The organism is Planctomycetota bacterium (assembly GCA_018242585.1).
GTDB lineage: Bacteria > Planctomycetota > Planctomycetia > Pirellulales > PNKZ01 > JAFEBQ01.
In genome coordinates, this window is sequence record JAFEBQ010000010.1 from 134,072 (window position 1) to 149,045 (window position 14,974).

10 protein-coding genes are annotated in these 14,974 nt (G+C 62.3%); 2 read left to right on the forward strand and 8 right to left on the reverse strand.

Annotation, left to right across the window (positions count from 1 at the left end):
• Position 1: 1 nt before the first annotated feature.
• From JSS27_05690 to tadA (JSS27_05720), 7 genes are all read right to left on the reverse strand, one after another.
• Positions 2-1,585 carry a hypothetical protein gene (locus JSS27_05690; protein ID MBS0208429.1) on the reverse strand — a complete coding sequence of 528 codons (1,584 nt, stop codon included), beginning with the start codon at positions 1,583-1,585 and terminating at the stop codon, positions 2-4.
• Entirely contained in the window at positions 1,582-2,754 is a 1,173-nt protein-coding gene (locus tag JSS27_05695) for a prepilin-type N-terminal cleavage/methylation domain-containing protein (GenBank protein ID MBS0208430.1), read from the reverse strand. Before JSS27_05695 ends, JSS27_05690 begins: the two co-directional genes overlap by 4 nt.
• A gap of 3 nt (positions 2,755-2,757) precedes the next feature.
• On the reverse strand, positions 2,758-3,936 hold the full coding sequence (locus tag JSS27_05700; GenBank protein ID MBS0208431.1) for a type II secretion system protein: 1,179 nt from the start codon (positions 3,934-3,936) through the stop codon (positions 2,758-2,760).
• A gap of 105 nt (positions 3,937-4,041) precedes the next feature.
• Positions 4,042-5,370, reverse strand: coding sequence for a type II secretion system F family protein (locus JSS27_05705; GenBank protein MBS0208432.1), 1,329 nt, complete (start codon positions 5,368-5,370; stop codon positions 4,042-4,044).
• 234 nt (positions 5,371-5,604) lie between these two features.
• Positions 5,605-7,311 (reverse strand): Flp pilus assembly complex ATPase component TadA, encoded by a 1,707-nt coding sequence (gene tadA / locus JSS27_05710; protein ID MBS0208433.1) that lies wholly within the window; start codon positions 7,309-7,311, stop codon positions 5,605-5,607.
• Between the two features lie 133 nt (positions 7,312-7,444).
• Positions 7,445-8,548, reverse strand: coding sequence for a type IV pilus twitching motility protein PilT (locus tag JSS27_05715; GenBank protein MBS0208434.1), 1,104 nt, complete (start codon positions 8,546-8,548; stop codon positions 7,445-7,447).
• Positions 8,549-8,881: 333 nt separating this feature from the next.
• Positions 8,882-10,573, reverse strand: coding sequence for a Flp pilus assembly complex ATPase component TadA (tadA, locus tag JSS27_05720; protein MBS0208435.1), 1,692 nt, complete (start codon positions 10,571-10,573; stop codon positions 8,882-8,884).
• Between the two features lie 418 nt (positions 10,574-10,991).
• Here tadA (JSS27_05720) and ggt point away from each other — a divergent pair, with 418 nt between their 5' ends.
• Positions 10,992-12,680 (forward strand): gamma-glutamyltransferase, encoded by a 1,689-nt coding sequence (gene ggt, locus JSS27_05725; protein ID MBS0208436.1) that lies wholly within the window; start codon positions 10,992-10,994, stop codon positions 12,678-12,680.
• 4 nt (positions 12,681-12,684) lie between these two features.
• Here ggt and JSS27_05730 read toward each other — a convergent pair whose 3' ends face one another.
• Positions 12,685-13,449: a hypothetical protein gene (locus JSS27_05730; GenBank protein MBS0208437.1), complete on the reverse strand. Its 765-nt coding sequence runs from the start codon at positions 13,447-13,449 to the stop codon at positions 12,685-12,687.
• Positions 13,450-14,038: 589 nt separating this feature from the next.
• Between JSS27_05730 and JSS27_05735 the strand changes: the two genes are divergently transcribed.
• On the forward strand, positions 14,039-14,968 hold the full coding sequence (locus JSS27_05735; protein ID MBS0208438.1) for a porin family protein: 930 nt from the start codon (positions 14,039-14,041) through the stop codon (positions 14,966-14,968).
• Positions 14,969-14,974 lie beyond the last annotated feature (6 nt).

Genomic DNA, 14,974 nt, shown 5'->3' on the forward strand with positions numbered 1-14,974 from the left:
CTCATCGACCTCCTGACAGGACGCCTTGCAACGCATACAGCCGCGAATAGCACATGGCGTCCATGTAACCTGACGGGTAATTCGGGCCCACGTACGCCGAGTACGATCCCGAAACCTGCGTCGAGGTCGTCGCCGCCGCGGCCGCCGACGTGGTATTCGTGTTCATGGGCGTCCAAATCGGGCTGGTCGTCACCATGCCCGAGTTGCAATTCAGCGCCACCCATAGATTAGTGGGGTCGGTCCAATTGTTCCCCTGTTGGGCCAAGCTATTCGAGGCCGTCGCCATGCTGGCCGAATCGGTGGGGATGGTGGCGGGCACCTTGTCGCGCTTGCCAATCAGGAAATACAGCACCCCCGCCGGGGTCTGTGATAGATAGCGATAGCTTTTGGTGATCGGCTCCCACGTCCGGCAATACACCTGACTGACGCTGCCGTTGGGGCTAAAGACAATGATGATCGGCGTCGTGTCATAATTGACATTGGCGGTCGTCCCTGGCGGGATCGGAATGCCATTGATATCGAGCGAGTAACCGGTGTACGGGTTTTGCGGCAAGGCCGGCGAACCGTTCACGCCGGTCCCCGCCCTGATGGCGTTGGTCACAAAGCGTGGATTGAACGGCGGCAGGAAGTAAGCTCCGTTCAGGCTGCTGGTCGGGCCCGAAAAGTTCAGATCGATGATCGTCGACTCGGGCAAGGTGACGCCGCCGGCCGAGATGCGCTGCGGCTGGCGATAAATCTGAAACGGCACCGACTGGCCGCGGCCCCCCGTCGTGTTCAGCGGATTGGCGCCGGGAAGTTCCGAATTGGGGGTCAGCATGGGGCCGGGGTTGGAGTTGAACAGGAAGTCGTTCATGATCGCGTTGCCGCTGCCATCGAAGCGGAGCGCGCGCGACCCAACCGCGTCGCTCAGATAGTTCTTGTTGCAGGTGATGCCAATGCACCAGTAGCCGTCCGCCGCGCTCCCCAGCGGCGAGTTCCGGTCCATGTTGCTGGCCTTGTCCAGGCGATAGAAGCGATTGGTCAGGTTAAAGCAGATCAGATCGCCCGCCTTGACGATCTGCTGCTGCGTGGGGTCGGGGTTGCCCCAGCCATTTTGCAGCTCGTACCAGGTCGACAGGTTCGCGCCGGGCACGTTCTTGCGGCAAGGACGAACCACGTTGGCGAAATACGAGTTGCCGCCGTGCAACTGGTTGCGGGAGTCATAATAGGGAATCGTAAACGCCTCGACCTCCGAATCGGAAAACGCGCCGGAGTACACCTCGGGAACCTGCGCGTAAAACATACTGACGCACGCCTCGGGCAGCCCGGGCATCCGGTCCAGCCAGACGCCCGACGGGCGATTCGATTCGGCCGCTCGCGCCCGGCCCGTGTTCAAGAACACGTTGACGAGTCGCGCCGCTTCGCGGACGTTGCGCGATTCGAGCGCCGGCGGCAAGGTCTTGAGCACCACCAGGCTGATCGACAAGACAATCGCCACCACGACCAGCAGTTCGACCAGCGTCACCCCCCAGGCGACACCTCGGCGCGGCGCGGCGGCCCGACGACCGGCGCCATTCAGGCGAGCGAGCAAGGAGCGCTTGTTCATCGGCGGGTTCCTTGTAAATGACTGTGAACATTGTTGTAGCCGTCGTCACCGTTGATCGTGGCGGTGTACACGGCCTGTCCGCTGGCCGGATCGTTGGCCATCATGTACGGGCAACTGCGATCGCTCATGTCGAACGGCACGCTCGTGTAGCGGAGCACGGCGTTGAAGAACATGCCGAACCCCGAGCCGGCCGCGCCCCCCACCGCTCCGGAAGGGTCATAATCGCCCCCGGCCGAGACCACCAACGGTATCAGCGAATAGCCCCGCTCGTAGCCATTGCCATACGCCGCGTTGGGCTCCCAGCGATCGATCACTTGGGGATCGAAGCCGTCGTGATACCTCACGGGGTCGCGGGTCAAATAGTTGCCTGGCACCAGCGGATCGGGAAACTGACCCTTGCTCCAATAGCGCGGATCAGTGGCCGACACCGAGAAGATCGGCTGCAAGTCCGAGACAAAGCCTCCCGGCCAGCGGAACCAGCAGATGGGCGCGCCCCAGGCGTCGAGAATCTCGGGAATCTGGTCCGTATCCGTGTCGCCGACGTCGGACTGCGCGATCACCATCGCCGAGACATCTCGATCATCCGAGCCGTAAGCCATCAGCAGATAAAGCATTTCGGCCTGCTGATTGATGTTGGACAGCTCGCTGATCAGCGATTGAAACGACGCCCGCTTCGTGCCGCGCATATTCGTGATCTGATACTGGAACGAATAAGTCAGCGACGACAGATAGGGCTGCCCGCCGTTCGTCAAGAACGTGGGCGTGCAGGCCAGATCGCTGTAATTGTCGGGCAGCTCCATCCGCATCAGCTCGCGCGTGCCGCCGAGCTTGTTGCGAGCGATCACGTTGCGATAGCCGGCGTTGACGTTGCCCGCCAGACGGTCGTCGACATTCACGCCGGCCGCCGGGTTGAACGGCAAACGGCGATACTGATAACCCTCCCAGCGATCCATCACTTGCTCGTGCAGCTTGGCGACGATTTGCTGGGTTCGATTCCGCTTGGCCGTCTCGCCGGCCAGGAACATGCCTTGGGCCAGAACCGTGAACAGCAGCACCATGATCGAAATCGCGATCAACAGCTCGGCCAGCGAAAAGCCCGCGCGCGGGGCGCGCCCCGCGCCGGGAGCGCTCGGGCGGAGTTCGTCACGAAGGCTCGCGCGTCGCGGCATGGTCTAGCTCCCCGCCGCGGCGTCGTCGCCGAGCGTGCTATTCGAGAAGTTGGTCAAGTTGTCGCGCTCGCTGTCATCCAGCATCGTGGCGTTGTTTCCCTTGGTGGTGCTGATGACATTGCCGCTGGGATAGGTCGGGATTCGCGGCTGGGTCAGCGTGGCGTTCGCCGTGGCGGGATCGCAATACACGCCGTCCAAGCCGGCGGAAATGATTTGAAACGAGGTCGGATTCTGCCACTGAATCGGCGACGTGGGGGTGTTGGTGTCCACGTACGTGGCAAACGGCACGGCCGAGCCCCATTGATCGACCAGCGAACTGACCAGTTGCGTGCTGGTTGACCAGCCGCTTCCCGGCGTGGGATACGCCAGGTACGGCGGCGGCACGGAAAGCCCCCACTGCCCGATCGCGTACAGGTCGCAATCGAAATACACGTAAGGCGCCAATGTTTCGTTGGCGTCGTCGTAGTTGCCAACCGGCGGCACATACTCGTACCAGCCGTCCTGATCGGAGTCGCGCAAGCGGTCTTCGTTGAACTCAAAGCCGTACTGCTGCTCCGGCCACCAGCGCGTCTGCATGGGCAAATCGGGCAACGCGGCGGTCGGGAAATCCACCTGGAATGGATTGATCATCTGGCGATAGAAGCCGAACAGCTTGCGATTTCCCAACGGCTGGGGAGTGCCGGTGGTGGACGAACCGACGGGCGTGGGAAAGCCCCCTAGCCAGAAGACCAGCGCCTCGGCCTGATCCATGTTGTTCAGGTCTAAATAGATCAGCGAGCCATTGGCCAACCGGACCTGATAATTCGTGTAAATGAAATTCCGCATATAGATGTACGAGGAATAGATGCCGTTGTTGCGAGCTTCTTGCCAGCCAACGCGCATATGGTAAGTAAATCGATTTTGGCGGCCGTAGCGTTGGACACCATTCGGGTTGGTCGTGCCGCTCGTCGTCAGCGTCAGATCGCCCATGCAGGGCGGATACGATTGATGCAGTTCCTTGTAGCGATTCAGCGCGTTCTCCATCGCCTTCATTTCCGTCAACACGGCCCGCCGCTGGGCGGCGATCCGCCCCTTTTGCACGGCCACGAAGACCATGCCGGCCAGCAGCAACAAGATCGACACCACGGCCAGCAACTCGATCAGCGTAAAGCCCGACCGACGTGGGTGCGCGCTCCGTGGCATGACATTCTCTCCTTGGCGACCGCGCTCAACCGGCGAGGCGTGAAAAGATGACCATTTGCAAAGGCGGGGCGGACGCACCTGTGCGCCCGACCCGCGGGATTTGTCCTAGGACAGCTTGTTAATCAGTTCGATCAGCGGCAAGAACAGCGAGATCACGATAAAGCCGACCATCACACCCAACACCACGATCAACAGCGGTTCGAGCAAGCTGACCAGGCTTTCGGTCAACACCGAGACTTCTTCGTCGTAGTTGTCGGCCACCTTGTAGAGCATGGTGTCCAACTCGCCGGTCTCTTCGCCGACGTCGACCATGTTGATGACCAGATCGTCCACGATTGGCCAGCTCATCCGCATCAGATACAGCAACGTCCCGACCGGCCCGGCCACGAACATAGTCCAGAAAAAGCCCGCCATCAGGCTGAACTTGGGCTTCGACGCCACGCGCATCGGCTTGGCGATCGTATCGCCTTCGCGAATGCCGTCGTGAATCTTCTGGAACATTGCCTCGAACGCGGCGTTGCCAGCCGTTTCGCGGGTGATGTTCAGGGCCTCGAGAATCGGCACGCCGCTGGACACCAGCGTGCCCAGCGTACGCGTCGAACGCGCCACGATGTTCTTCTCGACGATCTGCCCAAAGATGATCACCTTCAAGATGAACAAGTCCCAGCCCACGCGGCCAGGCTTGAACTTGCGCAGCAGCTTGACGAACAACCAGATGCCGATCGGAATGCCCGGGATCAAGTACCAGTTGCTGACCATCCAGTTCGAGATGTTGATCAGTAGCTGGGTCGGCGCCGGCAACGTGGCCTTGAACTCGGCGAAGATCTTTTCGAACGCCGGCACGATCTTGATCATAATGAAGGTCAAAATGCCGACCGCCACCAGCACCACCACGATCGGGTAGATCATTGCCCCCTTGACCTTGCGCTTCAACGATTGCGACTTTTCCTGGAACTCGGCCAGACGCCGCAAAATCACTTCCAGCGCGCCGCCGGCCTCGCCGGCCTTGATCATGTTGACGTACAGCCGGTCGAACGCCTTGGGGCACTTGGACATCGCCTCGGACAAGGTCGAGCCCGACTCAATGTCGTCGCAAATGTCGATCAGGCTGTTCTTCAGCTTGCTGGGCTTCTGCTGTCCTTCCAGAATCTTCAACGAGCGCAAGATCGGCAGACCGGCGTCCTGCAGAATGGACAACTGCCGAGTAAAGGTCACCAACTGCTTGGAGCTGACCCCGCCGATGGTGAAGCTCTTCCCCTTCCCCCCCTTCTTGGCGGCGGCCCCCTGCTTGCGGGCCTTCTTGGCCGAGATCTTGGTGACGAACAAGCCGCGCTGCTTGATGACCTGTTGCGCTTCTTCTTCGTTCGCCGCGTCGATGGTGTCGACAATGTCCTTGCCCGCTTGGTCCATCGCCTCGTATTGAAAGGTGGGCATCGCCTGGATCTCCTGCACTCTGCGAAACGAAATCTCGAAACGTGCGGAATACTTGCCTAAATTGCCCCACCGCGCTCGAATCAGGCCGCTGGCTCGGTGGGAACCTAAACCTATGAATGAACCAGCCGCGAGAACCGCCGCCGGGAATTTCCGCCTATTCACTCGCCCTTATTTCTTCGCCGCGCGCCAGTCAAAGTCCAACTTCCGACCATTCGGTACCGAAAACCGGTCGGGTTAGCCCTCGACAATCGTCTCGCGCACCACCTCTTCGACCGTCGTCAGCCCCTGGTACATCGCCTCGATCCCCGCGTCGCGCAGACTGACCATCCCGTAGGCTCGAGCCTTTTGCCGCAGGTCGTCGGTCGATGAGTTCCGCATGATCATGTCGCGCAATTCGTCGTTGAAGATCATCAGCTCGAACAGCCCGACGCGCCCCTTGTAGCCGGTGCTGTTACAGGTCTCGCACCCCCGACCGCGGTAGAACTTCTTCCCCTCGATGTCGGCGGGGGTCATCTGTAAGTCGGCCAGCATATCGCTAGTTGGCCGGGTTTCTTCCTTGCATTTGCTGCAAATGCGCCGCACCAGCCGCTGGGCCAGAATCGCCTCGACCGTGGCCGTGATCAGAAACGGAGGAACCCCCATGTCGCGGAGCCGCGTCACCGAACCCGGCGCATCGTTCGTGTGCAGCGTGCTGAACACCAGGTGCCCGGTCAGCGACGCCTGAATGGCGATTTCGGCCGTCTCGGGATCGCGAATCTCGCCCACCAGGATGACGTCCGGATCTTGTCGCAAAATGGCCCGCAAGGCCGACGCGAACGTCACGCCAATGGTCGAATCGATCGGCACCTGGACGATGCCGTCGATGTCGTACTCGACCGGATCCTCGGTCGTGATCAGCTTGTCTTCAATGCTGTTCAGCTCGCTCAGCGCGGAATAGAGCGTGGTCGTCTTGCCCGAGCCCGTGGGGCCGGTCACCAAGACGATGCCGTTGGGCTTGTTGATCACTTCGCGAAAGCCGCGCAGGGTCTCGGCCCCCATGCCCACCGCTTCGAGGTCCAGCTTGACCACCGAGCGGTCGAGCACTCGCATGACCACGCTTTCGCCGAACATGGTCGGCAGCACGCTGACGCGCAAGTCGACCGGGTGCCCGCCGACGTTCAATTCAATGCGGCCGTCCTGCGGCACGCGGCGCTCGGCAATGTCCAGATTCGACATCACCTTGATCCGCGTGGTGATGGCGTCGGCCAGGTGCTGCGGCGGCGGCACCATTTCGTACAGCACGCCGTCGGCCTTGATGCGAATCTTGAACTCGTCCTCGAACGGTTCAAAGTGCAAGTCGCTAGCATGGTCCTTGATGGCCAACAACAACACCATGTTCAACAATTTGCGAACCGGCGTGCTGTCGGCCAGGGCCTCGACGCTGGTCAGATCGATCGGGCCGTCCTTCCCCTTCAACGCGTTGAACGCATCATCCGACTCCATCGACTCGATGATCGATTCGACGCTTTCGGCCGACGAGTAATAACGGTTTAGCGCGTTGAATACATCCTTCTCGGTCGCCACCACGGCCCGGACTTCATAGCCCAGGAAGTTGCGCAGTTCGTCCAGCACCGACAGCTTCTGCGGATCGCACATGGCGATCGTCAGCGTGTTGTCACGGAAGGCGATCGGCACGATGCGATAGAGCTGCGCCATCGGCTCGGTGATGTAGGCCAACACCTCGGGCGCGATTACCAGGTCGGCCAGGCTGATGGCCTGCATCCCCATCTGCTGCGCCAAGGCCTGGGCGAGCACCTCGTCGGTGATCATGTTCAGGTCCGTGGCGATCTGGCCGAACAGCACCTCGGGCTTCGATTGCTGCGCCTCGAGGACCGTCTCGACTTGGTCCTTGGACATGGCCTTCATTTCCACCAGGATCTGTCCGATGCGCTTCACTGACATGGGGGGCTACTTGTCACGGGGCCACGGGGGATTTCAGTTGCGATTTCGTTAGCTTTGCGGGCGATATTCCGTTGTCGTCGATTCGTCCAGGATTTCACGGGCGATAGACGCTCGCCCGAGCAATGCGCGCTCGTCAATCGTCGCCGGGGCCGTCGTCGTCGAACACGCCGCGCTCGGCCTTGGCGATGCGCATGGCCAGATCGTCGGGCATCTGCGACTTTTCCATCACCTCTTCCTTGGCCACCAGCCCGTCGCGCCACAAGCGGAACAAGTGATCGTCCAACAACTGCATGCCCAGCTTGGCCCCGGTCTGAATGGCCGAGTTGATACGATAGGTCTTGTTCTCGCGAATCAGGTTGGCGATGGCCGGCGTGACCACCAGCATCTCATACGCGCCGACGCGGCCGCCGTTGATCTTGGGACACAGCGTCTGGGACAACACGCCGATGATCGACGTCGAAAGCTGCGTGCGAATCTGCTCCTGCTGGTTGGTCGGGAACACGTCGATAATGCGGTTCACCGTCCCTTGCGCGCTGTTGGTGTGCAGCGTGCCGAAGACGATGTGCCCCGTTTCGGCCGCGGTGATGGCCGCTTCGATCGTTTCCAAGTCGCGCATTTCGCCCACTAGGATCACGTCGGGGTCTTGACGCAGCGCGCGGCGGATCGCTTCCGAGAACGTCGGCACGTCAACGCCGATCTCGCGCTGGTTGACCGTCGAGGTCTTGTGCTGGTGCTGGAACTCGATCGGGTCCTCGATCGTGATAATGTGCCGGTCGACGGTCTCGTTCAAAAAGTTGATCATGCTCGCCAGACTGGTCGTCTTGCCCGAGCCCGTCGGCCCAGTGACCAGGAACAGTCCGCGGGGGCGCATGATTAGTTCCTTGCACACCGTGGGCAGCCCCAAGTCCTCCATGCTGATGAACTTGTTGGGAATCTGCCGCAGCACCATCCCCACGTTGCCGCGCTGCTTGAAGATCGAAACGCGGAACCGCGCCTGGCCGCCGAACGAGAAGCCAAAGTCCGAACTGCCGGTTTCCTGCAACTCGGTCTGGCACCGCTCGGGGGCGATGCTCTTCATCAGCGATACGCTATCCTCCGGCGTCAGCGTCTTGGTCTCGAGTCGGCGCAACCGCCCGTGCAGTCGAATCACCGGCGGCTGTCCCACCGCAATGTGCAAGTCGCTGGCCCCCTGGTTAATGACCGTCTGCAACAACTTGTCAATCAGCACCGTTCCCATGAACTACTCGACTCCGCCGTATCTCGAACCAAGAAAAGAAACTCCCGCACGCACGCAACGTCGCCGGGGGCGCCACGAACGGCCTTTCAGCCCTCGCGAACCAACCACCCAACCCGAAACCTGACGTTTCCTTCAACCCGAGTCGGAACCGACTCTCGACGCAACGATTATTCGCTTGGCGATTGCCGTCGGACAAAAATCACGGCGTTGGAACGCTGACTCTGCCAACTTGACGGACCATCGACGTAACCTTGTCACCCTCTGAACCTTGGCTCCGCCCCCGAGAAACACCGTCCGAACCGGGCCCAGACCGGCTTTGGCCTCGGCCCGCGACTAATCGTCCTCGCTCCGTTTGGCCACGCGGAAGACTTCCTCCAAGGTGGTCATACCGCGCATCGCCTTGGCGACCCCGTCCATGTACAGGCTGTTCATCCCCTGCGCGAGGGCGACCTTCCGCAACTCGATCGACGAGGCGTTCTTGAAGGCCAACTCCCGCACTCGGGGGGTCATCATCATCAACTCATAGATCCCCTGCCGACCGCGCATGCCCGTCCGGTTGCAGTTGCCACAGCCCTTCCCCTTCATGAACGTCGCCTTGGCGGCCACCTCGGGCGAAATACCGGCCGCCTCAAGCACGGCGTCAGTCGGCCGATGGGGCTGCTTGCACTTGGGACAATTCAGCCGGACCAACCGCTGGGCCAGAATGGCGATGACCGTGCTGGCCACCAAATACGATGGCACCCCCATGTCGACCAGGCGCGTAATAGCGCCGGGCGCATCGTTCGTATGCAACGTACTGAATACCAAGTGTCCCGTCAAAGAGGCTTGAATACCCATCTCCGCCGTCTCGCTATCTCGCATCTCGCCCACCAGAATGATATTCGGGGCCTGACGCAGCATCGCCCGGATGATACGGGCAAAATCGAGCCCAATACTGTGCTTTACCTCGACCTGGTTGATCCCCGGCAGGTAGTACTCGACCGGATCCTCGGCCGTGATGATCTTCCGATCCGGCCGGTTCAGCTCGTTCAAGGCGGCATACAGTGTCGTGGTCTTCCCCGACCCCGTCGGACCGGTCACCAAGATGATCCCGTTGGGACGCCGGACCAGACCGCTGAACTGGCGGAAATTCTCGTCGGCCATCCCTAGCTGGCGCAAGCCGATTTTGATGTTTCCCTTGTCCAGAATGCGCATCACGATCGACTGGCCGTGGTTGGTCGGCAGCACGCTGACACGCAGATCGAACTCCTTGTCCCCGACCGTTACCTTGATTCGGCCGTCCTGGGCCCGGCGGCGTTCGGCGATGTCGATCTTGGCCAGAATCTTAATGCGCGAGATCACCGGCCCCTGCAGCCGCTTGGGGACCGCGTCCCGCTCGACCATCACCCCGTCGATCCGGTAACGGACCCGCATCCGGTCCTCGAACGGCTCGACGTGGATGTCCGAGGCCCGCATGTTCACAGCCTCGGTAATCATTAGCTGGACCAGCCGGATGATCGGGGCGCTCGACTCGTCCATCGAGTCGTCACCCTTGCCAGCCTTGGCCATGTCCTCCTCGGAGAACTCGGTGAACATGTCCTCGCCGCCGGCTTCGTCGCCGCCGTAGGACTTGGCAATGACCGACTGCAGCGCGTCCTTGGCCGCCACGACCAGATCGATCCGCTTGTTCAAAACGAACCGCAGCTTGTCCTGCATATCGAGGTTCGACGGGTCGGACACGGCCACGGTCATCCGGTCGCCGTCGGCCGCAATGCAGACAATCGTGTACTCCCGGGCCAGCGACTCGGGCATCAGCCGGATGATTTCGGCCGGGGTGCCCAACTCGCCCAGGTCGATGAACTTCATCCCGGCGTCCTGGGCCAGGGCCCGAGCGACATCCTCGGCCGCGCACAGGCTGAGCTTAATGATCGCGTCGGCTATCGGGATATCCTGCGACCGCGAAGCCGCTTCGGCCTCGGCGATCTGCTTGGCGTCGAGCAGCTTCTTTTTGACCAAAATATCGGTGAAGTCACCGCGAGGAGGCATGGCAAGTCTCATCTCAATACATCGGACCCAGGAACGATCTCGCGCGAAAGGGCGCTCGAACGAAGGGGCTGCCACGACCGGTCGAATGCGGCATCCAAACTCCCCGCGCAGGTGGCTTCGTCGCTGGCACGATGAACCGGCGCGACGACGCACGAAAGACAAGGAGCGCAGGGCTTTCCCCCCCTCCAAAGACTAATGGGGCCAAAACCGAGTGTCAAACAATTGACCCGCGTTTTCCCGCGAGAAATGCCCGTGGATTGCGGCCTCGCACCCGCTACTGTCCACCTCGGGCTGACATTCGGCGCGACGCGCCCCCGAGCCAAGGCCAGCCCCGGTTTGAATCCCGCCCCACCGCCTGCGATGATCTACGCGCCCTTCCGTTCCTCACACCTGTCGCGCTCCAACGCCGAGTCGCCCCATGCTGATTCGTCTGCTGCTCTCGTTGGCCATCATATTCGCTTGCCCGACGATCGACCTCCTCGCCCAATCGACCGCGACCGGCTCGCACGGCATGGTCGCCTCGGTTCATCCGTTGGCCACCGACGCCGGGCTGGCGGTGCTCCGCTCGGGCGGCAACGCCGTCGACGCCGCGGTCGCCACGGCACTCACGCTGGGGGTCGTCGATGGTCATAACTCGGGCATTGGCGGCGGCGGCTTGATGCTCGTTCGTCGAGCCGATGGCACCCTGGTGGCACTCGACGGGCGCGAGAAGGCGCCGGCCGCCGCCACGCGCGACATGTTTCTACGCAACGGCGTCGCCGACCACGACGCCTCGCAGACCGGCCCGCTGGCCTCGGGCGTGCCGGGGGCGTTGCACCTTTACTATCGGGCGGTGCGCGACTATGGCCGCAAGAAACTGGCCGACTTGTTACAACCGGCGGCCGAGATCGCCGAGCGTGGCTTTCCAATCGACGAAAAGTACGCCGCCAAGCTGAAGGCCAACGCCAAGACATTGGCCCGGTTCCCGGCTTCGCGCGCCGTGCTGCTCAAGGCCGACGGCTCACCCCTGGCCACTGGGGACGAACTGCGCCAGCCCGACCTGGCCCGCACTTATCGGGCGATTGCCGCCGAGGGGATCGATTGGTTCTATCGCGGCGAGTTCGCGCGCGTGACCGGCGACTGGATGAGCGCTAACGGCGGCATCATGACGGCGGCCGATTTTGCCGACTACCGCTGCGAGCAGCGCGAGCCGCTGGTGACGCGCTACCGGCAATACACCATCGTCGGCTTTCCGCCGCCGAGCGCTGGAGGGATTGTCGTCGCCCAGACCTTGCAGATGCTCGAACGCTTTGACCTGCGCGAGATTCATCGCCGCGACCCGGCGGAACACGCTCACCTGCTAGCCGAGGCGATGAAGCTCGCCTACGCCGATCGCGCGTACTGGCTGGGCGATCCGGCTTTCACGGGCGTACCGCGCCGGTTGGTCGATCGGGCCTATACCGACGCGCGCTCCCAGTTGATCGATCCCCAACGCGCCTCGTCCAACATCGAGCACGGCACGCCGCCGAAGTTCGACGACGAACTGTTTGGACGCCACACCACGCACCTGACCGTGGTGGACGCCGAGGGGAATTGGGTGGCCCTGACGGCCACCGTGAACACGGCGTTCGGCTCGAAGGTGATCATCCCCGGCACCGGCGTGATCATGAACAACCAGATGGACGATTTGTCGATTCAGCTTGGCACGCCCAACGCCTTTGGCCTATTCGGCGCCGAGGCCAATGCCGTCGCGCCGGGCAAGCGTCCGTTGTCATCGATGAGTCCCACCATCGTACTCCGCGATGGTCAGCCGGTCCTCACGGTCGGCGCTGCGGGCGGACCCAAGATCAGTACGCAGGTGATCCTGGCGTTGACCAATCGGCTTGACTTGCAGATGTCGCTGGCCGAGGCACTGGCCGCGCCGCGACTCCATCACCAGTGGCGACCCGACGAGGTGTGGGTCGAGCAGGGCTATCCGGCCTCGCTTGCCGAGGCGCTGGCCAAGCGCGGCCACAAGATTCATCGCGCCGCGCCGACCGGCGCTAGCCAGGCGATCGAGCGTACGCCCGAGGGTGTGTTCATCGGCGTCAGCGACCCGCGCGTCCCCGGCAAAGCCGCCGGCTGGTAGCTGATTAGCGGATGTGGCGTTCGCCCGGTTCGCGAGCGATGCGCAGCTGGCGTTGCGACTCCAGCCGTAATTGATCGGCCAGCTTGCGAACCGCTTCGGCCTGTTCAAAGGCCTGCTGATCCTCAAGCGCCTCGGCCGTGCGCTGTAACTGCCGCCCCGCGTCGCGCAAAGCCTCGGGCGAAACCGTGGCCGTTTGGCTGCTGGTCGTCTCGGTAGTCGGCGCGTGATTCGTTGCCGCCGGGTTGCTGGTCGATGCGATGGGCGACGGCTGGTCATTCGACGTGACGGTCGCGGTGGGCTGGCTGGCCTGGTTCACCTGGCTCAGACGATGCTCGCGCCGCAGGGCTTCGATCAGTTCGCGCGGCGGGACCGCCGAGGAACTGGCGCCGCTGGTCGGGTTCGAGTTGGTCGCGGCAAAGACGCTGTCCTTCAGCGGATCGATGCCGGCGGCCAGGATGGCCTGGGCGATCACGTCCGGCGCGTTGTCGTCACCAAAGCCGGCCGGACTGGGAGCTTCGAGCTTGGGTTCGCTGGCTAGACTGACGCGCGTCGGCCCTTCGATGGTCCATTGCGTGGCCGGCACGGTCATGGCATTCTGCTCGGCGTCGACTGACAAGCGGGCAGTAGCCATCACCACGGCTTCTGGCCTGGCCAGCGGCGCGGGACGAACCATGTGTTGTTGCAGCCAGCCCGCCACAATCGCCACCGAGACCAACACGCCCAGCCCCAACAACCCAGCCGTCGTTACCAGTCGTTGATGGATTGCCACAAAAAGCCTCGTGCATGGAACCGCGATGCCTCAATCGGGCGGGATTATAGGAAGGGCCTGCGGACGCGGATATAGAAGTTGCTAGTTCCTAGTTGCTGGTTGTGTGTTAGTCGTTCGTTGTCGAAGAAGCCAGCAGCTAGCACTTACCAACGATTCAATTTCAGAGTGCGACTGACAACGGACCACGGACAACTGACAAACCGCTAGCAACTAGGAACCAGCAACTAGCAACTTCTTCTTCCATTGACGCTCCCCGGCCAAATCAGCATAATCCGCCGCCCCTCAAGGTATTGCGCCGCCGCGCGCTAGATTAAACGCGCGACCGGCGGCAATGCCCACCTGCCTGCTTTTCACTTCTCGTCCGTTCTCACATCGTTCCTTCGTGGCGTCGCGTATGCTCTGTCGGCATCGTGCCGTGTTCGCGCTCGCGTGGCTGCTGATCGCAGCCTGGGTATTGCCGCGCGCCGACGCTCAAGACGCTCGATCTCCCAGGGACAGCGTTCGACGGTCCCCATTGCCCGTGCCTTATGCCAGTCGCGAATCGATCGCGACGACGGCTGCTACGGATGCGTCGCAGCCTTCGAGCCGGATGAAGTTCAAATCGATTGCCGCCAGCGACCGCCCGGCGGTCGAAAAGTCGTCGCGCTCGAGCCTGGGCGACTATGCGACCACGACGGCCGCCAACGATTCCGTCCCCGACGCGCCGGCCGGCGCGCCCGGCGAGCCGAACTGGCTTGAACCGAAACTGCCGGCGCCGACTGAATCGATCTCCAAACCCGCGCCGCAGCCCCAGGTCTCGCTCGCGCCGCCACCGCAGACTGTTTATACCGAAGAGCCCGGCGCGATGGGCCAGGGGAGCAATCCTTTCCATCGGTTGTTCATCCGACTCGATGAGTTGGGCGTGTTTGGCCCGCCACCCCAGGGGCGCTATCGTCCGTGGGGGACGCCGCTGCAGCACACTAGTTGGCAATCGCGCAAATTCAGCTTTGCCTTCATGGGGGGCGAGTTCTTCCCCGGCAACCCGATGGGAAGCCGCATCACCGGCCAGCCTGGTTACATCGGCAGCTTCCGCTTCGGCTGGGACTTTGAGCATTACTGGGGGCTCGAGGTCCGACTAGGCACCGCCTCCACCGGCTTGCGTGACAGCGTGTCGACGAACCCGCCCAGCGATATGAAGATGTTCCTGGCCGATATGAACTTGATGTACTATCCGTGGGGCGACACGCGCTGGCGTCCATACGCAACGGCCGGTCTTGGGTTGGCCACCGTGGCCTATGGCTCGGACGCCGCCAACGTGAACGCCACGGCTGGCGCGATGCCCTTTGGCTTTGGCGTCAAGTACCGGCACAATGAGCGCTGGATTCTGCGGGCCGAGTTCCTGGACCACTACACGTTTCAAAGCAGCTTCGGCGCCAATCAGATGAACAACCTGACGCTGACGGCCGGCATCGAGTACCGACTGGGCATCGCTTCACGCCGCAGCTACTGGCCCTGGAACCCCAGCCATGTGCCGTTCTAAGAAGTT